This window comes from Streptomyces sp. NPDC090106 (assembly GCF_044747265.1).
Taxonomy (GTDB): domain Bacteria; phylum Actinomycetota; class Actinomycetes; order Streptomycetales; family Streptomycetaceae; genus Streptomyces.
Genome location: NZ_JBIVDS010000013.1, coordinates 285,766 through 305,518, shown reverse-complemented (window position 1 = coordinate 305,518; position 19,753 = coordinate 285,766). Strand labels below are relative to the sequence as shown.

The 19,753-nt window shown below is 72.5% G+C and carries 17 protein-coding genes; 10 read left to right on the top strand and 7 right to left on the bottom strand.

Features of this window, described 5'->3' with window-relative positions; genetic code table 11:
* Positions 1-11: 11 nt before the first annotated feature.
* Positions 12-1,517, top strand: coding sequence for a cytochrome P450 (locus ACIPSE_RS35860; protein WP_401671196.1), 1,506 nt, complete (start codon positions 12-14; stop codon positions 1,515-1,517).
* Here ACIPSE_RS35860 and ACIPSE_RS35855 read toward each other — a convergent pair.
* The 4 genes from ACIPSE_RS35855 to ACIPSE_RS35840 all read right to left on the bottom strand — a co-directional run bounded on the left by ACIPSE_RS35855 (position 1,511) and on the right by ACIPSE_RS35840 (position 6,291).
* Entirely contained in the window at positions 1,511-2,458 is a 948-nt protein-coding gene (locus ACIPSE_RS35855) for an RluA family pseudouridine synthase (protein WP_401671193.1), read from the bottom strand. The two genes, ACIPSE_RS35860 and ACIPSE_RS35855, sit on opposite strands and share 7 nt — an antisense overlap.
* Positions 2,459-2,562: 104 nt before the next feature.
* Positions 2,563-4,107, bottom strand: coding sequence for an amino acid permease (locus tag ACIPSE_RS35850; RefSeq protein WP_401671191.1), 1,545 nt, complete (start codon positions 4,105-4,107; stop codon positions 2,563-2,565).
* A 188-nt stretch (positions 4,108-4,295) separates the two neighbouring features.
* Positions 4,296-5,138: a siderophore-interacting protein gene (locus ACIPSE_RS35845; RefSeq protein ID WP_401671189.1), complete on the bottom strand. Its 843-nt coding sequence runs from the start codon at positions 5,136-5,138 to the stop codon at positions 4,296-4,298.
* A 223-nt stretch (positions 5,139-5,361) separates the two neighbouring features.
* The gene (locus tag ACIPSE_RS35840; RefSeq protein WP_401671319.1) at positions 5,362-6,291 is read right to left on the bottom strand and encodes a 5'-3' exonuclease H3TH domain-containing protein; all 930 of its coding nucleotides are present in this window, start codon (positions 6,289-6,291) and stop codon (positions 5,362-5,364) included.
* 203 nt (positions 6,292-6,494) lie between these two features.
* Between ACIPSE_RS35840 and ACIPSE_RS35835 the strand changes: the two genes are divergently transcribed.
* From ACIPSE_RS35835 to ACIPSE_RS35820, 4 genes are all read left to right on the top strand, one after another.
* Positions 6,495-7,610: a glycine betaine/L-proline ABC transporter ATP-binding protein gene (locus tag ACIPSE_RS35835; RefSeq protein WP_401671188.1), complete on the top strand. Its 1,116-nt coding sequence runs from the start codon at positions 6,495-6,497 to the stop codon at positions 7,608-7,610.
* Positions 7,603-10,215: an ABC transporter permease/substrate binding protein gene (locus ACIPSE_RS35830; protein ID WP_401671186.1), complete on the top strand. Its 2,613-nt coding sequence runs from the start codon at positions 7,603-7,605 to the stop codon at positions 10,213-10,215. The genes ACIPSE_RS35835 and ACIPSE_RS35830 overlap by 8 nt, the downstream gene beginning before the upstream one ends.
* Before the next feature lie 286 nt (positions 10,216-10,501).
* Positions 10,502-11,071, top strand: a complete 570-nt coding sequence (locus ACIPSE_RS35825) for a helix-turn-helix domain-containing protein (protein WP_401671183.1) — start codon at positions 10,502-10,504, stop codon at positions 11,069-11,071.
* Positions 11,068-11,781, top strand: coding sequence for a helical backbone metal receptor (locus ACIPSE_RS35820; RefSeq protein WP_401671180.1), 714 nt, complete (start codon positions 11,068-11,070; stop codon positions 11,779-11,781). The genes ACIPSE_RS35825 and ACIPSE_RS35820 overlap by 4 nt, the downstream gene beginning before the upstream one ends.
* Here ACIPSE_RS35820 and ACIPSE_RS35815 read toward each other — a convergent pair.
* Positions 11,729-12,862 (bottom strand): TDT family transporter, encoded by a 1,134-nt coding sequence (locus ACIPSE_RS35815; protein ID WP_401671177.1) that lies wholly within the window; start codon positions 12,860-12,862, stop codon positions 11,729-11,731. The genes ACIPSE_RS35820 and ACIPSE_RS35815 overlap by 53 nt on opposite strands.
* A 70-nt stretch (positions 12,863-12,932) precedes the next feature.
* Between ACIPSE_RS35815 and ACIPSE_RS35810 the strand changes: the two genes are divergently transcribed.
* Positions 12,933-13,916 carry a LysR family transcriptional regulator gene (locus tag ACIPSE_RS35810; protein WP_401671175.1) on the top strand — a complete coding sequence of 328 codons (984 nt, stop codon included), beginning with the start codon at positions 12,933-12,935 and terminating at the stop codon, positions 13,914-13,916.
* A 362-nt stretch (positions 13,917-14,278) separates the two neighbouring features.
* On the opposite strand, the gene ACIPSE_RS35805 is transcribed toward ACIPSE_RS35810, so the two are convergent.
* Together ACIPSE_RS35805 and ACIPSE_RS35800 are read right to left on the bottom strand one after the other, a co-directional pair.
* A complete protein-coding gene (locus ACIPSE_RS35805) occupies positions 14,279-14,968 on the bottom strand; it encodes a gamma-glutamyl-gamma-aminobutyrate hydrolase family protein (RefSeq protein ID WP_401671172.1) in 690 nt (229 codons plus the stop codon).
* A 100-nt stretch (positions 14,969-15,068) separates the two neighbouring features.
* Entirely contained in the window at positions 15,069-15,803 is a 735-nt protein-coding gene (locus tag ACIPSE_RS35800) for a FadR/GntR family transcriptional regulator (protein WP_401671169.1), read from the bottom strand.
* A 94-nt stretch (positions 15,804-15,897) separates the two neighbouring features.
* Here ACIPSE_RS35800 and ACIPSE_RS35795 point away from each other — a divergent pair, with 94 nt between their 5' ends.
* The 4 genes from ACIPSE_RS35795 to ACIPSE_RS35780 form a co-directional block, all read left to right on the top strand.
* The gene (locus ACIPSE_RS35795) at positions 15,898-17,256 is read left to right on the top strand and encodes a glutamine synthetase family protein (protein ID WP_401671166.1); all 1,359 of its coding nucleotides are present in this window, start codon (positions 15,898-15,900) and stop codon (positions 17,254-17,256) included.
* 11 nt (positions 17,257-17,267) lie between these two features.
* Complete coding sequence (locus tag ACIPSE_RS35790; protein ID WP_401671163.1) at positions 17,268-18,644, top strand: aldehyde dehydrogenase family protein; 1,377 nt, start codon at positions 17,268-17,270, stop codon at positions 18,642-18,644.
* Positions 18,641-19,432, top strand: coding sequence for a 3-oxoacyl-ACP reductase (locus ACIPSE_RS35785; protein WP_401671160.1), 792 nt, complete (start codon positions 18,641-18,643; stop codon positions 19,430-19,432). Before ACIPSE_RS35790 ends, ACIPSE_RS35785 begins: the two co-directional genes overlap by 4 nt.
* A gap of 20 nt (positions 19,433-19,452) precedes the next feature.
* Positions 19,453-19,753, top strand: a 301-nt coding sequence (locus ACIPSE_RS35780) for a DUF2510 domain-containing protein (RefSeq protein WP_401671317.1), incomplete at its 3' end; no start/stop codon positions are given.

The window sequence follows — 19,753 nt, the reverse complement described above, 5'->3', positions numbered from 1 at the left end:
GAGCGACCACTGTGACGCCTGAATCCCACTCCCCGACCAGTGCCGGCCCGACGACCGGCCCGCCCCCCGGCTGCCCCGCCCACGGCCTCGGCCCCGGCGGACTGCACCGGCTCTACGGTCCCGAGGCGGAGGACCTGGAGGGCCTGTACGAGCAACTCCGCGAGCAGCACGGCCCGGTGGCACCCGTCCTGCTCCACGACGACGTGCCGATGTGGATCGTCCTCGGCCACGCCGAGAACCTCCATCTGGTCGGCACGCCCTCGCAGTTCTGCCGCGACAGCCGGGTCTGGGGCCCGCTCGGCGAGGGCATGGTCAAGCCCGACCACCCGATGATGCCGCACATCGCCTGGGCCCCCATCTGCTCCTACGCCGAGGGCGACGAGCACCTCAGGCTGCGCGGCGCGGTCACCGGCGCCATGTCGACCATCGACCACCGCGCCATCCGCCGCCACATCAACCGGCACACCCAGCGCCTGGCCAACGAGTTCTGCGAGACCGGCGAGGCCGAGCTGATCAGCCAGTTCAGCGAGCATCTGCCGATGGCGATCCTGTGCGAGATCCTCGGCATGCCGGACGACTACAGCGACCGGCTCGTCCAGGCCACCCGCGACCTCCTCAAGGGCACCGAGACCGCCAACGCCAGCCAGGGCTACGTCATGGGCGTCCTCAAGGGCCTCGCCGAACGCCGCCGCGAGCAGCCCCTGGACGACTTCGCCAGCCATCTCGTCCTGCACCCCGCCAAGCTCACCGACGACGAGGTCACCACCCACCTCTGGCTCGTCCTCATGGCCGCCTACGAGGCCACCGTCAACCTCATCGGCAACGTGCTGCGCATGGTCCTGACCGACCCCGGCTTCCGCGCCCAGCTCAACGGCGGCCAGATGACCGTGCCGGAGGCGGTCGAGCAGTCCCTGTGGGACGAACCGCCGTTCAGCACGGTCTTCGCCTACTACGCCAAGCAGGACACCGAACTGGGCGGCCAGCGCATCCGCAAGGGCGACGGACTCCTCTTCGGCATCGCCCCGGGCAACGTCGACCCCCGGGTCCGCCCCGACCTCGACGCCAACATGCAGGGCAACCGCTCCCATCTCGCCTTCGGCAGCGGCCCGCACGAATGCCCCGGCCAGGACATCGCCCGAGGCATCGCCGACACCGGGGTCGACGCGCTGCTGATGCGGCTGCCCGACATCCGGCTCGACTGCGACGAGGACGAGTTGCAGTGGCGCCAGTCGATCTCCTCACGGCACCTGGTGGAACTCCCCGTCCGCTTCGAGCCCAAGCCGCAGCAGGACATCATGGAGAAGCCCGCCCCCGTCGCCGTCCCGGCGCAGCGCCCGACCTGGCAGGTCGGCACCCCGGAGCCGTCCGCGCCGGTCGCCGCCCCGCCCCGCCCGGCCGTCACCGCCCCGCCGGTGTCGCCCGAGCCCGCTGCCGTGCCCCGGCCCGCTGCCGCGTCGGAGCCGGTGCGGCCGATGGGGGCCTGGCGGCGGTTCCTGCTGTGGTGGCGCGGCTACTGACCGGCCCACTCGCGGTACGAGGACCAGGCCCCGAGCGTCCTCGTACTGCGGAAGCGGTGCTCGACCCCGGTGACCGGATCGGTGAACTCCAGTGACCGCGCCAGCAGTTGGAGCGGTCGCCGGAAGTCACCGGCCGGCACGGCGGCGGTCACGACCGGGTACAGCGGATCACCCAGGATGGGCACGCCGAGGGTGTTCATATGGACCCGCAGCTGATGGGTCTGCCCGGTGGTCGGGGTGAGCCGGTAGCGGCCCAACGCCCCCTCGCGCTCGACGAGTTCGACCTGGCTCACCGCGTTCGGCTCGCCCTCCACCTCGTAGGCGGCCAGCACCCCGCGTTCCTTCACGATCCGGCTGCGCACCGTCCGCGGCAGACCGAGCGAGGGATCGTACGGCGCGATCGCCTCGTACTCCTTGCGCACCCGCCGCTCGCCGAACAGCGACTGGTAGGCGCCCCGTTCCGCGGGCCGCACCAGGAACAGCACGAGCCCCGCGGTGAGCCGGTCCAGGCGGTGCGCCGCGCCGAGTCCGGGGATGCCCAGCTCCCGGCGCAGCCGCGCGAGCGCGGTCTGGGTGACATGGCTGCCGCGGGGCGTGGTGGCGAGGAAGTGCGGCTTGTCGGCCACCACGATGTGCTCGTCCCGGTGCACCACGGTCATCGGGAACGGCACGGGCACCTCGTAGGGCAGCTCCCGGTGGAACCACACATACAGACCCGGCACGTACGCCGCGTCCCCCGCCACGGCCCGGCCGTCGGCCCCGACGACCTCCCCGGCGGCGAACATCGCGTCGACCTCGCCGTCCGCCGCCCCGCTCAGCCGCCCCACCAGGTACTCCCGTACGGTCGGCCACCCGCCGTCGGCGGGCAGCCGCACCCGCACGGGGTCCACCCCCTCGCGCTGGGGGAGGGGGGTCGGCGGGATCCGGTTCTTACGTCTCATCACCCGCCAGCGTAGATCGTCACGCCGCGACCGAAGTCACCTCGCCCGTCAGCCGTCAGCCGTCAGCCGTCAGCCGTCAGCCGTCAGCCGTGACCCGTGACCTGTCACCCGGCGACGGCGGTCACCTCACGCTCGCCGTCCGCCGCGACCGCCGTGCCCGTGCGGGACCTGTATGCCCGGTAGGCGATCCCGGCCGCCAGGGTCACGCCGAGGAACAGCACGGTGAACCACTGGAAGTACCAGTGCCCGCCCGCCGGGTCGTACACCGCGGCGCGGGGCCACGCCAGGTTGACGGCCATCAGGAGGCCGTACAGCAGGGCGAGGGAGTTGACGGGGACGCCCCAGCGGCCCAGGGAGAAGAGCGGGGCGCCCTTCTCGTCGGTGCCGGACGCGGGCAGCCCGCCGCGCAGACGGGTGATCAGGAGCGGCCCGGTGACCATCGCGTAGGCCAGGTACAGCATCACGATGCACGTCGTGCCGATGGCCAGGAACGCCTCGGGGGAGGCGAAGTTGAGGAGCAGCAGGGCCGCCGCCAGGGTGCCGACGACGAGCGCCGGGCCGGCCGGCATGCCGGTGCGGGGGTTGACGCGGGCGAGCCGGGAGGCGAAGGGCAGTTCGCCGTCGCGGGCCATGGAGAACAGCATCCGGCAGGCCGCCGTCTGGATCGCGAGGGTGGCCACCGCGATCGCCACCACGACGTCGGCCAGCAGCACCTTGCCGACCCCGTCGCCCAGGCTGCTCGTCAGGACGTAGCTCAGTCCGTCGACCGCGAGGTGCCCGTCGCTCAGGCTCGGCGCCGCGAGGAGCCCGCCGAGCACGATCAGGCCGCCCAGCAGCCCCGCGGCGCCCAGCGCGGTGAGGATCGTCCGGGGCGCGGTCCGGCGGGGATCGCGCGTCTCCTCGCTCATCTCGCCCGCGCTGTCGAAGCCGATCATCACGTACGCCGCCGTGAACGAGCCGACCAGCAGCGCCCCGAGCAGACCCGACTGGGCCGCGCCCTCGGTGTGGAAGGTGATGCCCGGGGTGCGCTCGGAGTGGGTGAGCAGCAGGACGACGATCAGGACCGCGCCGATGATCTCGGCGGTCACACCGACCCGGTTGATCACCGACATCACCCGGTTGTCGAGGACGTTCACCAGGGTGGTGAGCGCGAGCAGGACCACCCCGAGCAGGGCCGCGTTGGCCGCGCCGTCCGGTGAGGTCGGTGCCGGGTCGGTGCCGACGATCTGGAAGCCGGACCAGATCGCGGGCAGGACCATCTGGAGCGCCAGGGCCGCCGCCGCGACGACCACGATCTGTCCGATCACCATGATCCAGCCGGCGAACCAGCCGAAGGTGGCGTTCGAGAGCCGGGAGGACCACTGGTAGATCGCGCCGGAGATGGGGTAGCGGGCGGCCAGTTCCGCGAAGCACGCGGCCACCATGAGCTGGCCGAGCAGCACCACGGGCCAGGCCCAGAAGAAGACGGGGCCGCCGAACGCGTATCCGAAGGCGAAGAACTGGAAGACGGTCGTCAGAACGGAGATGAAGGAGAACCCGGCCGCGAACGACGCGTACCGGCCCAGGCTGCGATGGAGTTCCTGGCGGTAGCCGAACTCCGCGAGGGAACGGTCCTCCGGACGGACCGGAGAGGGGGACGTTGTCGTCACGCGGCACCTGCCTCGGATGATTCCTGTCGGGTGACAGAAATTAGGGAGGGCCTGTTTCGCGGGCGTCACGCGAGCGTGTCCGGGCTGGGCCCAAGTGCTCACGCGGGGAAACGGGTGCGCGCACACGGAAGAGGGAGGGCGCCGGGGCGCCCTCCCTCATGCCGTGCTCGTGCCGGTGTCGCGACCGCTCACGCGGCGGACGGCTTCTCCTGCTCCGCCTCGATGCGCGCGTTCCACTCCGGCTTGGAGGCCTGCCAGCCGTCCTCGTTGTGGCCGAGCCGCCAGTAGCCGGAGATCGACAGGTCGTCGCGCGGGATCCGCAGGTCGACGCGGAGCAGCTGGCGCAGCTCCTTCACGAAGTGCGCCTCGCCGTGGACGAAGGCGTGCACCCGGCCCTCGGGGAAGGCGAGCGCGCGGACCGCCTCGATCAGGGGCTCGCCGACCGGCCGGTCGCCGCGGTGCAGCCAGACGACCTCCACGTCGGAGTCGATCTTCTGCTCCTCCTCGGGCCCGGAGACCTCGACGAAGGCGAACGCGCGGGCGCCGTCGGGCAGCGCCTCCAGGGAGCGGGCGATCGCGGGCAGCGCGCTCTCGTCGCCCACGAGCAGATGCCAGTCGGCCTCCGGGTCGGGGGCGTAGGCGCCGCCGGGGCCCATGAAGTGGACCGTTTCTCCGGGCTGGACGCGCTTGGCCCACGGGCCGGCGAGGCCCTCGTCGCCGTGGACGACGAAGTCCAGCGTCAGCTCGCGCTGCTCGGCGTCGAAGTGGCGCACGGTGTAGGTGCGGGTCACCGGCCACTGCTCGCGCGGGAACTCCTCGCGGATGCGCTCCATGTCGAAGGGCTCGGGATAGACCGCGCCCCCGGACGGGAAGAGGATCTTGATGTAGTGGTCGGTGCAGGTGTCGGCCGCGAAGGCGGCGAGCCCGTCACCGCCCAGCACCACGCGCTGCATATGGGGGGTCAGCCGTTCGGTACGGACGACCTGCGCGGCATGGGGCTTCCGCGGCTTGCGGGCAGGGCGTTCTGCCATGGCTGCCTCCCTCTAATAAAACTTAGGCTTGCCTAAGTTAGCACCTCCCCCTGTGGATTGCCTCCCCTGGCAAAGTGGTTGAAGGAGAATTTAAGGGACGAATTACCGTTCCGCCGAACCTCATTCACTCGTTGGTGACAGCCGGGGGCCCCTTTCACACAGCATGAGCACATGTCACACAGCTGTTCAACGGCCTCTCACCCGACTGCCGCACGGCGCCTGTCTACGCGGCGAGCGTCGTCAGCAGCCGCTGCATCGATCCGCCGAGCCCCCAGCGCGCCGCCAGCTCCCGCACCGCCTCCGGGTCGCGCGGGGCGTGCGGCAGAGCGGGGTCCACGTCCGGCAGCGGGACGTCGTCCGCGACCCGGACGACCTTCGGGGCCACCGCGACATAGGACCGGGACTCGTCCAGCCGCTTGCGCTGCGAGGGGGTGAGCTTCGCCTTCGGGTCGTCGACCGCCGCCATGATCCCCGCCAGGTCGCCGAACGCGTCCAGCAGCTTGGCCGCCGTCTTCTCCCCGATGCCGGGGACGCCCGGCAGTCCGTCGCTCGGGTCGCCGCGCAGCAGGGCCAGGTCGACATAGCCGCGCCCGTCGACGCCGTACTTCTCGCGCAGCCACGCCTCGTCGGTGAGCTGGAGGGTGCCGACGCCCTTGAGCGGGTACAGGACGCGCACGCCGCGCCCGTCGTCCACCAGCTGGTACAGGTCGCGGTCGCCGGTGACGATGTCGACCGGGGTCCCCGCCCGTGCCGTGAACGTGCCGATCACGTCGTCCGCCTCGTACCCGGCGACGCCCACGCGCGCGATGCCGAGCGCGTCCAGCACGTCCTCGATGATCGGGACCTGCGGGGACAGGGTGTCCGGCACCTCCTCCTCGTCCGGGCCCGTCGCGCGCTCCTCGGCGACGCGGTGCGCCTTGTAGGAGGGGATGAGGTCGACCCGCCACTGGGGCCGCCAGTCGGCGTCCATGCAGGCCACCAGCTCGGTCGGCCGGTGGTCCTTGACCAGCCGGTCGATGAACTCCAGCAGTCCGCGCACGGCGTTCACCGGCGTGCCGTCCGGGGCCTTCACGGACTCCGGGACGCCGAAGTAGGCGCGGAAGTAGAGCGAGGCGGTGTCAAGGAGCATCAGTCGTCCGGTCACGCCTCGCATCATGCCGCACGGGACTGACAGTCACCCGCCGGCAGCCCGGGGGCCGTGGCGAGCCGCCACCCCCGCCCGCTGTGACCTGGGCCACGCATGTGTTTGCGCCACATGAGTCGGGGCAGGCGCGGCTGATCGGAGCGAGGCCCGTTGCTTGTTCAACTGTTTCGGGTCGCCGTCTCCCGTCCTTGTCCCCGATTCAAGAGGTACGTGTGTCAGCCAGGCTTGAGGCCGAACATCTGTACAAGGTGTTCGGCAGACGACCGGACCAGGCAGTCGAGAGACTGCGCGCCGGAGCAGACCGGGAGGAGCTGCGCGCCGACGGTGTCACCGCCGCCGTCGTCGACGCCTCCTTCACCGTGGACCCCGGCCAGATCTTCGTCGTCATGGGCCTGTCCGGCTCGGGGAAGTCGACGCTGCTGCGCATGCTCAACGGGCTCCTGGAGCCGACCGCGGGACAGGTGCGCTTCGACGGCGACGACCTGACCGCTCTCGGCGACCGGGAACTGCGTGAGGTCCGCGCCCGGAAGATCAGCATGGTCTTCCAGCACTTCGCGCTGTTCCCGCACCGCAGCGTCCTGGAGAACGCGGCGTACGGCCTGGAGGTCCAGGGCGTCGCCAAGGCCGAGCGGCTCGAGCGGGCCGCCGAGGCCCTGGAGCTGTGCGGTCTCGCGGGCTGGGAGAAGTCCTGGCCCGACGAGCTGTCCGGCGGCATGCAGCAGCGCGTGGGCCTGGCCCGGGCGCTCGCCACCGACGCCGACCTGCTGCTCATGGACGAGTCGTTCAGCGCGCTCGACCCGCTGATCCGCCGGGACATGCAGGACCAGCTCCTCGAACTCCAGCAGACCCTGAAGAAGACCATCGTCTTCATCACCCACGATCTCAACGAGGCCATGCGCCTGGGCGACCAGATAGCCGTCATGCGCGACGGCCGGATCGTCCAGATCGGCACCGCCGAGGACATCCTGGTGCGCCCCGCCGACGACTACGTCGCCTCCTTCACCAAGGACGTCGACCGCTCCCGGGTGCTCACCGCGGCGGCCGTCATGGACACCGACGTACGCGGCGACGAGGCCGACTGCGGCTGCGAGGGCGACTGCGCCACCGCGACCCCCGACATGCCGTTCTCCGAGCTCTGCGCGCTGAGCGCCCGGCTGACCCACCCGGTCGCCGTCCTCGACGACGAGCGCCGCCTCGTCGGCGTCGTCCCGGCGCAGCGGCTGATCGGCTTCCTCGCCGATCAGGACAGCGCCGATCAGGTCAGAGCTGATCAGGACGCCGATCGGGACCGCGACGTGCGGGACCGTGAGGAGGCCGCTCGTGCCTAGGATCCCTCTCGGCGACTGGGTCAACGACGCGGTCGACTGGCTGCTCGGCCACATGGCCTGGCTCTTCGACTTCCTCAAGACCGTCTGCACCGGCACCTACGACGGCATCGACGCCGTCCTCCAGGCCCCCGCGCCCCTGCTCCTCGCGGGCATCTTCGCGGTCATCGCCTTCTGGCTGCGCGGCACCCTCGCGGGTCTGCTCACCTTCGCGGGCTTCGCGTTCATCGACTCCCTCGGACTGTGGGAGGACGCGATGATCACGCTCTCCCTCGTCCTGGTCGCCACGATCATCGCCCTGGTGGTCTCGGTGCCGGTGGGCATCTGGGCGGCGCGCTCGGACCGGGTCAGCGGAGTCATCCGGCCCGTCCTGGACTTCATGCAGACGCTGCCCGCGATGATCTACCTCATCCCGGCGATCCTGTTCTTCGGCACCGGCGCCTCCGCGGGCATCGTCGCCACCCTGATCTTCGCCCTCGCGCCCGGCGTCCGCATGACCGAGCTGGGCATCCGCCAGGTCGACAAGGAACTCGTCGAGGCCGCCGAGGCGTTCGGCACCACGCCCCGTGACACCCTGCTCCGGGTCCAGCTGCCGCTCGCCCTGCCGACGGTCATGGCGGGCGTCAACCAGGTCATCATGCTGGGCCTGTCCATGGCCGCCATCGCCGGCATGGTCGGCACCGGCGGACTCGGCGGCGACGTCAACGAGGCCATCGGCCAGCTCGACGTCGGTCTCGGCTCCGAGGCGGGCGTGGCCATCGTCATCCTCGCCATCTACCTCGACCGGATGACCGGCGCGCTCGGCACCCAGGTCTCCCCGCTCGGCCGCCGTGCCGCGGCCAAGGCCCGCGCGGCGCGCGGCGGCCCGAAGGTCTGGTCCTACCGCCCGCGTCCGCAGTTCGCCGTGATCGGCGTGGTCGTCCTCGCCCTCGTCGCCGGCGGCATGGGCGTCTTCGGCGGCGGCGACGACGCGGAGGCCGTCGCCGACGGCAAGAACGTCGGCCAGGGCAAGAAGGTCAGCATCGGCTACATCCCCTGGGACGAGGGCGTCGCCTCCACCTTCCTGTGGAAGGAGATCCTCGAACAGCGCGGTTACGAGGTGGACGCCAAGCAGATGGAGGCCGGCCCCCTGTACACCGCGCTCGCCGCGGGCAACGTCGACTTCCAGACCGACGCCTGGCTGCCCACCACCCACGAGCAGTACTGGAAGAAGTACGGCGACAAGCTCGACGACCTCGGTTCCTGGTACGAGGAGACCTCCCTGGAACTGACCGTGCCCTCCTACATGAAGGACGTCGACTCCCTGGCGGACCTCAAGGGCAAGGCGTCCGAGTTCGGCGGGAAGATCACCGGCATCGAGTCCAGCGCCGGAATGATGGCCATGCTGAAGAGCAAGGTCCTCAAGGAGTACGGCCTCGACGGCGAGTACAAGGTCGTCGACAGCTCCACGCCCGCGATGCTCGCCGAGCTGAAGCGCGCGTACAGCAAGAAGGAACCCATCGTCGTCACGCTCTGGTCGCCGCACTGGGCGTACGCCGACTTCGACCTGAAGAAGCTCGAGGACCCCAAGGGCGCCTGGGGCCAGGGCGACGGCGTGCACACCGTGGCCCGCAAGGGCTTCGCGGACGACAACCCCGTCGTCGGGCAGTGGCTGAAGGACTTCAAGCTCAGCGAGAAGCAGCTCACGAGCCTCGAAGCGGAGATCAACACGGCGGGCAAGGGCAACCAGCAGGGCGCCGTGCGCGCCTGGCTGAAGAAGAACCCGGACGTCGTCGACCAGCTGGCCCCCGTCCAGAGCACCCAGGCCGCCGCCGAGACGAAGCAGCCCCTCGACGTGGCCTGGTTCCCCTGGGACGAGGACATCGCCGTGACGTACCTGTGGAAGAACGTCCTGGAACGGCGCGGCTATCAGATCGACCTCAAGCAGATGGACGTCGGCCCGGTCTACACCGGCCTCGCCTCCGGTGACCTCGACCTCAACTTCGACGCCTGGCTGCCCTACGCCCAGCAGAACTACTGGGACAAGGCCAAGGACAGACTCGTCGACCTCGGCACCTGGTACGAGCCGACGTCCCTGGAGATCGCCGTCCCCTCGTACGTCAAGGGCGTGAAGTCCTACGAGGACCTCAAGGGCAAGGCCGACCTGTTCGACGGGAAGATCATCGGGATCGAGCCGGGCACCGGCGAGATGACCCTCCTGAAGAACGAGGTACTGCCCGGCTACGGCCTCGACAAGGAGTACAAGGTCGTCGACGGCTCCACGCCCGCGATGCTCGCCGAGCTCAAGCGCGCCTACGCCAAGAAGGAGCCCGTCGCGGTCGTCCTGTGGTCGCCGCACTGGGCCTACAGCCAGTACGACCTGACCAAGCTGACGGACGACAAGAAGCTCTTCGGCGAGGGCAACACGATCCGCACCATCGCCAACGAGAAGTTCCCCGAGGAGTATCCGCAGCTCACCAAGTGGATCAAGGGCTTCAGGATGAGCGAGGACGAGCTCGGCACGCTGGAGGCGGAGATCAACCAGCGCGGCAAGGGCCAGGAGGACGAGGCCGTCGCCGCCTGGCTGAAGGAACACCCGGACATGGTGGAGCGGATGACTCCGCAGTAGCCTTTCCGCCCTCCTCCCTACGGAGGAATCCGGACAACCACAGAGCGCCACGCTGACCCCCGAGCCTCACCAGGCCCCGGGGGTCAGCTCGTCGGTCCTGCCGGTGCGGTCCCCGCACGGCACTCGCGCGGAGCTGATCTACTGGAGGGAGTTGGCGAAATGAGGCGTACCGGGTTTACGGCAATGTGACGGACGCATGAAACGGTTTGCCGAACATGCGTAGGGTGCAGACAACTCATCAGAGGACGTGCGCAACCACCGACGAGCGAAGGAGGGAGCCGGAGCGATGGGCGACCACAAAGAACAGCCCCCGCGGGTGGGCGCGGCCGTACGGCGGCGGCGTCGCACGCTGGAACTCACCCTCGCCGCCGTGGCCGAACGCAGCGGCCTGTCGGTGCCCTTCCTGAGCCAGATCGAGAACGACCGCGCCCGGCCCAGCCGCAGCTCCCTGGAGAAGGTGGCCGACGCCCTGCGCACCACGGCCGTCGAGCTCCTCGCCGCGGCCGACCCCGCGTGCAGCGTCGACGTCGTGCGCGCGGAGCCCGCCGGGCCCTGCCCCGGACCGCAGGTGCGTTCCCTGGTCCGCGGCCACCATCAGATGCACGCCCAGGAGTTCACCGGCGACCATGACGCCGGCCGTGAATTCCAGTACCGCAACGACCAGTTGATGTACGTCGCCGACGGCGCCGTCGAGATCGAGGCCGAGGGGCGCGCCTACCGGCTGGGCCGCGGCGACACCCTGTACCTCACCGGTGGGGTGCGGCACCGCTGGCGGGCGACCGTGTCCGACACCCGGCTGCTGGTCGTCGCGGTCGCGGAGCACGTCGAGGCGGTCCAGGACCGATCACGTCCGTGAGGGTCGTCTCCCTCGTCCCGTCCCTCACGGAGACGGTGGCCGTCACCCTTCCCGGAGCGCTCGTCGGCGCCACGGACTGGTGTCCCGCCGACGTCGACGTCCCGCGGGTGGGCGGCACCAAGAACCCGGCGCTCGACCGTGTCCTCGCCCTCGCGCCCGACATGGTCCTCGCCAACGAGGAGGAGAACCGGGCGCCCGACCTGGCCGCGCTCACGGAGGCGGGCGTCGAGGTCCTGGTGACCGAGGTGCGGAGCGTCCCGCAGGCCTTCCCGGAACTGGCCCGGGTGGTCACGGCGTGCGGGGCCCGGACCCGGCCGCGCTGGCTCGACGAGGCCGAGGAGACGTGGGCGCGGCTCCCGGAACCGGAGGAGCGGCGGCAGGTGGTCGTGCCGATCTGGCGCCGCCCCTGGATGGTCCTCGGCCGCGACACCTTCGCGGGCGACGTGCTGGCCCGCCTCGGCCACGACAACGTGTACGCGGATGCCGCCGAGCGCTACCCGCGCGTCCCCGTGGGCGAGCTGAAGGCGGCGGCGCCCGACGTCGTCGTCCTCCCGGACGAGCCGTACCGCTTCACGGCGGCGGACGGCCCGGAGGCGTTCGAGGGGCTGAGGTGCGCGCTGGTCAGCGGCCGGCACCTCACCTGGTACGGCCCCTCGCTCACCGAGGCGCCCCGGGTGCTGGGCGGGGCGCTGCGAGCAGCTCGCCGCTGACCAGACCGCGCAGGGTGTGCCGGGCGGCGGTGGCCCAGGCGACGACCAGCACCACGTACAGGCCGGCCGCGAGCCACTCGAAGGCGACGAGCCCCGTGTGCCGGGCCAGGCCCTCCGCACCGGTGACACAGGTCCCGACGGGGAAGGTGAACGCCCACCACGTCATCGCGAAGCCCATGCCGGCCCGGCGGGCCCGGAGCACGTGCGCGGTGGCCAGCGCGAGCCAGAGCAGGGCGAAGCCCGTCACCGGCACGCCGTAGAGCACGGCGAACGCGCCGAACGCCGTGCCGTGCGGGACGGTGCCGGGAGCGGCGTCCGCGAAGTTGCTCACCGCGGTGGTGGACTGGCCCAGCGGCCCGAGGACCAGGAACAGGGTCGGGGTCAGGGCGAGCGGCAGCGGCCCGCCGGTGAGCAGGCGGCCGAACACCAGCGGCAGCGTCAGCAGGGTCGCCAGCAGCGAGAGCCCGAACATCGCCACACACGCCAGCAGCAGCGTCTCCCGCGCCTGACCGGCCGGAAGATGCGGCACCAGCAGCGGGCCGAGCGCCGCCGACACCATCGGCGCGACGAGCGGCAGCAGCCACACCGGCGTCGCCTGCCCCGGCTCGACCCGGTGCCGTACGGCCATCAGGTACGGCACCGCGACGGCCGCCGCCAGGCCCACCGCCGTACCCGCGGTGAAGAGGACCACGTCCAGGGCGAGGGCCGCCCCGGTGCCGATCCAGTCCGCGCCGACGTTCAGCGCGCCGCCGCCGACGGCGAGCAGGGCCATGGACAGACAGCCGTAGAAGGGTGCGACACCGGGGTCGAGGAGATGGGCGCGGGCCTGGTCGCGATGGCGGGCCCAGTGCAGGGCGCGGGCGCACAGCAGGGTGACCAGGAGGACGAGCGAGAGCGCCCAGACGGCGGTCAGGGCGGTGCGCAGACCGGGCAGCCGGACGGGGAGCGCGGCTCCGGCGGTGGCGACGGCGGCGGTGCCCATGACGGCGGCGTACCAGTTGGGTCCGAGGTGGCGGACGCCCGCGGTGCGCGAGGGCCGTGCGGTGGCACGGGCGGGGAGGGGCTGGGCTGCGGTGACCATGCCTCGACCTTCGCGCGCCGGGGGAGCGGGCACCAGGGACCACCGTCTGATGAGGACATAAACTGGATTTATGAGCGGTGCGCGGCGGGCGGGTGCGGGAGGCGGTTCGGGCGGCGCCCCGGGCAGTGACTCGGGTGGTGGCCCGGGTGGTGGCCCCGGGGGTGGTTCGCTGGCGCACCGGGTGCCGGACCTCGGGGCGCTGGAGCTGCTGCTCGCGGTGGCGCGGCTCGGGAGCCTCGGCGCGGCGGCCCGCGAGCTGGGGATCACCCAGCCCGCCGCCAGCAGCCGGGTCCGCTCGATGGAACGCCAGCTCGGCGTGGCCCTGGTCGACCGCTCCCCGCGCGGCTCGCGGCTCACGGACGCCGGCGCGCTGGTGACGGACTGGGCGCGGCGGATCGTGGAGGCGGCGGAGGCGTTCGACGCGGGGGCGCAGGCGCTGCGCGACCGCCGGGACTCGCGGCTGCGGGTCGCCGCCAGCATGACGATCGCCGAGTACCTGCTGCCCGGCTGGCTGCTGGCCCTGCGCGCCGGGCGCCCGGACACCGCGGTGTCGCTGCTCGCGGGCAACTCGGCGACGGTCGCGGAACGGCTCCTCGCCGACGAGGCCGACCTCGGCTTCGTGGAGGGGCTCACGGTCCCCACCGGCCTCGACTCGGTGGTGATCGCCCACGACCACCTGATCGTCGTCACCGCCCCGGCCCACCCCTGGGCGCGCCGCCGCCGGCCGCTCTCCGCGCAGGAGCTGTCGGTCACCCCGCTGATCCTCCGCGAGAAGGGCTCGGGCACCCGGCAGGTCCTGGACGCGGCGCTGGGCGGTCTGGCCCGGCCCCTCATCGAGCTGTCCTCCACCACGGCCGTGAAGGCCGCCGCCGTCGGCGCGGCCGGCCCCGCCGTCCTCAGCGAACTCGCCGTCGGCGACGAACTGGCCCTGCGCCGTCTGGTCCGGGTGCCGGTCGAGGGCGTCTCCCTGGCCCGGGACCTGCGCGCGGTCTGGCCGACGGGCCACCGCCCGGTGGGCCCGGCCCGCGACCTGCTGTCGCTGACACGGGGCTGAGGGGCCGGCAGCCTCCGCCGCCGGCATCCGCGGAAGGCCGGGGCCCGGCGTCCCGCGTGCCGGGACCGTCGGCGCCGACGCCGACGCGGGGCTGCGGGCCGGGTGCGCGCGGCGGCCGTTCGTGCTCGCCGTGCCCGGACCGGCCTCGCCCAGGGGTCCGGTCGTCGCCGGTGCGGAGGGCCGGGCGGCCGGCCGGCGCCGACGTGGCGGTGCGGGGGCGGGCGTGGTGGCCGCGCCGCTCGGAAGGGCCTCGCCCCGTGTGCCCGGCACTGGGCCGGGTGTCGCCGACGAGGGGCTGAGCGCTCGTCACCCCCGCAGGGGCCTCGCACCGGGCCCGATGTCACCGATGCGCGGCCGAGGGGTCAGGCGCTCGCCGTGGTCACCAAGGCGCGGACGACCCGTACGTCCTCGCCCATCTCCGGGTGCCACTGCACGCCCAGCGCCCAGCCGCCGCCGGACAGTTCGATCGCCTCGACCGTGCCGTCCTGCGGTGCGTGCGCGGAGGGGACCAGGCCCGAGCCGAGTCGGTCCACCGCCTGGTGGTGGTACGTGGGGACGGAGGTCTCCTCGGGGACGATCGAGGCGTAGAGCGTCCCGGGGACCGGCTTCACCGGGTGCCGCCCGAAGACGCCGACGGCCTCCGCGTGGCCGTCGATGTGCTGGACGAGGGTGCCGCCGACGGCGACGTTCAGCAGCTGCATGCCCCGGCAGATGCCGAGGAGCGGGACGCCCGCCGCCAGCGCGGCGTCGATCAGGGCCAGTTCCCAGTCGTCGCGGGCCCGCGCGGGCGGGCCGGTGCGCGGCTCGCGCTCGGCGCCGTAGCGGACCGGCTCGACGTCCGGGCCGCCCGCGATCACCAGCCCGTCCAGGCGGGCCACCGTCGCGGCGGCGAGCCCCGGGTCGTCCGGCGGGAGCATCGCCGCGAGCCCGCCCGCCCGCTGCACGAGCCGCGGATACCCCGCGGGCAGCAGCGCGGCCTCCAGCTCCCACGCGCCCCAGCGCGCCCCGGCCTCCAGATACGTGCTGATCCCGATCAGCGGCCTGCCCGCCATACGTCCTCCAGCCCATGTGTCGTCGTACCGCATGTGCCGTCATCACCATGGCAATGGGTCGTGCCCATACCTTTGCCCAGACGCCCCCGGAAGGGCAAGGTCATGCCAGGAAACCCCGCAGCAGCGCCGCCGTCCCGGCGCAGTGCTCCCGCATCATCTCCCGCGCCCCGTCCACGTCCCCGTCGAGCACCGCCTCCACCAGCGCGACATGCTGACGCTGCGAGTGCTCCAGGTTGCGGACCAGCAGGGGGATGCAGTCGAGCAGGTCGTTCACCGACGCCCGCACCGCCGCGTACTGCGCGGTCAGCGACGGCGACCCGCACAGCTCGGCGAGCGTGAGATGGAGCAGGGTGTCCCGGCGGCGGTACTCGCCGAGCGGCGCGTCACCGGTGCGGGCCAGGGCCTCGCGCAGCCGGTCCGCCTGCTCGCCGCTCAGCCCGTGCGCCGCGCACAGGCCCGCCGCGCCGACCTCCAGGACCTCCCGGAAGCGCAGCACGTCCTCGATGTCCACCTCGGTCGTCCGGCGCCGCAGCTCCGCCTCGCCGCCCGCGTCCGCGCGCGGCAGGACGAACGTGCCGCCGTACCGTCCGCGCCGGGACTCCACCAGCCCCTGGTCCTGGAGCACCTTGAGGACCTCCCGCAGGGTGACCCGGCTGATGCCGAGCCGGTCCGCGAGCTCCCGCTCGGCCGGCAGCCGTCCGCCCCCGGGCACCAGACCCAGCCGTACGACCTGGAGGATCTGCTCCAGCGCCTCCTCGAAGCCGTTGCCGGCCCGCACCGGCCGCAGCACCGGTGTCAACCGGTCCCCGGGGCCGTCGTCCGCGTCCAGCGACACCCCGCAGCACCCCCTTCCCAAGCAATGGTTCTCGGCAATACCTTATGGCTTCCGGCCCGGCCGAAAAAAGCGCAGAAGCCGAAGGAGCTCTCCCGTGGCAGACCGCACACCCCCGCTCGGCGTCGAGGAGCTGCACTCCCTCGTAGCGAGCGGTGAGATCGACACCGTCGTCCTGGCCTTCCCCGACATGCAGGGACGGCTCCAGGGCAAGCGGTTCGCCGCCCGCTTCTTCCTCGACGAGGTCCTCCACCACGGCACCGAGGGCTGCAACTACCTCCTCGCCGTCGACACCGAGATGAACACCGTCGACGGCTACGCCATGTCGTCCTGGGACCGCGGCTACGGCGACTTCGCCATGCACCCCGACCTGTCCACCCTGCGCCGCGTCCCCTGGAACGAGGGCACCGCCCTGCTCATCGCCGACCTCGCCTGGAACGACGGCTCACCCGTCGTCGCCGCGCCCCGGCAGATCCTGCGCCGCCAGCTGGAACGGCTCGCCGAGCACGGCTACACCGCCAAGGTCGGCACCGAGCTGGAGTTCATCGTCTTCAACGACACCTACGAGCAGGCCTGGGACGCCGACTACCGCGGACTGACCCCCGCCAACCAGTACAACATCGACTACTCCGTCCTCGGCACCGGCCGCATCGAGCCCCTCCTGCGCCGCATCCGCAACGAGATGGCCGCCGCCGGACTCACCGTCGAGTCCGCCAAGGGCGAGTGCAACCCCGGCCAGCACGAGATCGCCTTCCGCTACGACGACGCCCTCGTCACCTGCGACCAGCACGCCGTCTACAAGACCGGCACCAAGGAGATCGCCTCCCAGGAGGGCGTGTCGATCACCTTCATGGCCAAGTACAACGAGCGCGAGGGCAACTCCTGCCACATCCACCTCTCCCTCGCGGACGCGGCCGGGAACAACGCCATGGCCGGGGACGAGGGCATGTCGGAGGTCATGCGGCACTTCCTCGCCGGACAACTCGCCGCCCTGCGCGACTTCTCCCTCCTCTACGCCCCCAACATCAACTCCTACAAGCGGTTCCAGCCCGGCTCCTTCGCCCCGACCGCCGTCGCCTGGGGCCACGACAACCGCACCTGCGCCCTGCGCGTGGTCGGCCACGGCCGCTCCCTGCGCTTCGAGAACCGACTCCCCGGCGGCGACGTCAACCCGCACCTCGCGGTCGCCGGACTCGTCGCGGCCGGCCTGTACGGCATCGAGCAGAAGCTGGAGCTGCCCGACCCCTGCCCCGGCAACGCCTACGCCGCCGAGTACGAGCACGTCCCCACCACCCTGCGCGAGGCCGCCGAGCTCTGGGAGAACAGCCCCGTCGCCCGGGCCGCCTTCGGCGACGAGGTCGTCGCGCACTACCGCAACATGGCCCGGGTCGAACTGGACGCCTTCGACGCCGCGGTCACCGACTGGGAGCTGCGCCGCTCCTTCGAACGTCTGTGAAAGGTGCCCCGTTGCCGTACGACGAGCATGAGCTGACCGTCCTCAACCCGGCCACCGAGGAGGTCGTCGCCACCGTCCCCGCCGCCGGCGCGGCCGACGTGGACGCGGCGGTCGCCCGCGCCGCGAAGGCCCAGACACGGTGGGCGGCGACCGCGCCCGCCGACCGGGCCCGGCTGCTGCGCCGGTTCGCCGACGTCGTCGACGGGCACGTCGAGGAACTGGCCCGCCTGGAGGTCCGTGAGGCCGGCCATCTCCTCGGCAACGCCCGCTGGGAGGCCGGCAACGTCCGCGACCTGCTCGCCTACGCCGCCGGGGGCGTGGAACGCCTGACCGGACGCCAGATCCCGGTGCCCGGCGGCCTCGACGTCACGCTCCTCGAACCCCTCGGCGTGGTCGGCGTCATCGTGCCCTGGAACTTCCCGATGCCCATCGCCGCCTGGGCCGCGGCGCCCGCGCTCGCCGCCGGGAACGCCGTCGTCCTCAAGCCCGCCGAGACCACCCCGCTGACCGCCCTGCGGCTCGCCGGACTCGCCCTGGAGGCGGGGCTGCCCGAGGACCTGTTCCAGGTGCTGCCCGGCCACGGCCCGGTCACCGGCACCGCCCTCGTCGAGCACCCCGGCGTCGCGAAGATCGTGTTCACCGGCTCCACCCGCACCGGCCGCGAGGTCATGGAGCGCTGCGCCCGCCAGGTCAAGCCGGTCACCCTCGAACTCGGCGGCAAGAGCCCCAACGTCGTCTTCGCCGACGCCGACCTCGCCACCGCCGTCGACCCCTTCTCCTTCCTCGACAACTCCGGCCAGGACTGCTGCGCCCGCACCCGCATCCTGGTCCAGGAGTCCGTGTACGACGAGGTCACCGAGCTGCTCGCCGCCGCGCTGACCGCCGTCGTGGTGGGCGACCCGGCCGACGAGAAGACCCAGATGGGGCCGCTGATCTCCGCTCAGCAGCGCGACCGCGTCCGCTCGTTCGTGCCGGACGACACCCCCGCCCTGCGCGGCACCGCACCCCAGGGACCCGGCTTCTGGTTCCCGCCGACCGTCCTGACGGGGGAGCGGCCCGACTCCGCCGCGGCCCGCGAGGAGATCTTCGGTCCCGTCGCCGTCCTGCTCCCCTTCACCGACGAGGCCGACGCCATCCGCCTCGCCAACGACACCCCCTACGGCCTCTCCGGCTCCATCTGGACCCGGGACGTGGGCCGCGCGCTCCGCGTCTCCCAGGCGGTCCGGGCCGGCAACCTGTCCGTCAACTCCCACTCCAGCGTCCGCTACTGGACCCCCTTCGGGGGCTACAAGCAGTCCGGCGTCGGCCGTGAGCTCGGCCCGGACGCCCTGGCCGCCTTCACCGAAACCAAGAACGTCTTCATCAGCACGGAGGGCCCCGCACAGTGACCGCATCCCCCGAAGAGACCGTCTGCCGCCGCCTCGTCGGCCGTACCGCCGTCATCACCGGAGCAGGCAGCGGCATCGGCCTCGCCACCGCCCGCCGCCTCGCCTCCGAGGGCGCCCACGTGGTCTGCGCCGACGTCGACGAGGTCCGCGGCAAGGCCGCCGCCGAGGAGACCGGCGGACTCTTCGTCCGGACCGACGTCACCGACGCCGACCAGGTCGAGGCGCTGTTCAAGGCCGCCTACGACACCTACGGCAGCGTCGACGTCGCCTTCAACAACGCGGGCATCTCCCCGCCCGACGACGACTCCATCCTCGACACGGGACTGGAGGCCTGGAAGCGCGTCCAGGAGGTCAACCTCACCTCCGTGTACCTGTGCTGCAAGGCGGCCATCCCGTACATGCGGCGCCAGGGCAAGGGCTCCATCATCAACACGGCGTCCTTCGTGGCGCGGATGGGCGCGGCGACCTCCCAGATCTCCTACACCGCCTCCAAGGGCGGCGTGCTCGCCATGTCCCGCGAACTGGGCGTGCAGTTCGCCCGCGAGGGCATCCGCGTCAACGCCCTGTGCCCCGGCCCGGTCAACACCCCCCTGCTCCAGGAGCTGTTCGCCAAGGACCCCGAGCGCGCCGCGCGACGGCTCGTCCACATCCCGGTCGGACGGTTCGCCGAGGCCGAGGAGATCGCCGCCGCCGTCGCCTTCCTGGCCAGCGACGACTCCTCGTTCGTGAACGCCAGCGACTTCCTCGTCGACGGCGGGATCTCCGGCGCCTACGTCACGCCCCTGTAGGCCGCCCGTACAGTGCCTGGATGAGCACGACGCCCCCGCCCGGCTGGTACCGCGACCCGCACGCCCCGCGTCTGGAGCGCTGGTGGGACGGAACCGCCTGGACCGAGCACCGGCGCGAACCCGCCCCCGCGGGACCGCCGGTGCCGGGCGCGGGGGCGGCGGGCCCCGGTGCGGGGCGCGTCAGGGCGATCGCCCTCGCCACCGCCGGGACCGTCCTCGTCGCCGCCGTCGTCACCCCCACCCCCCCCCCCCCCCCCCCCCCCCCCCCCCCCCCCCCCCCCCCCCCCCCCCCCCCCCCCCCCCCCCCCCGGCCCCCCCCAC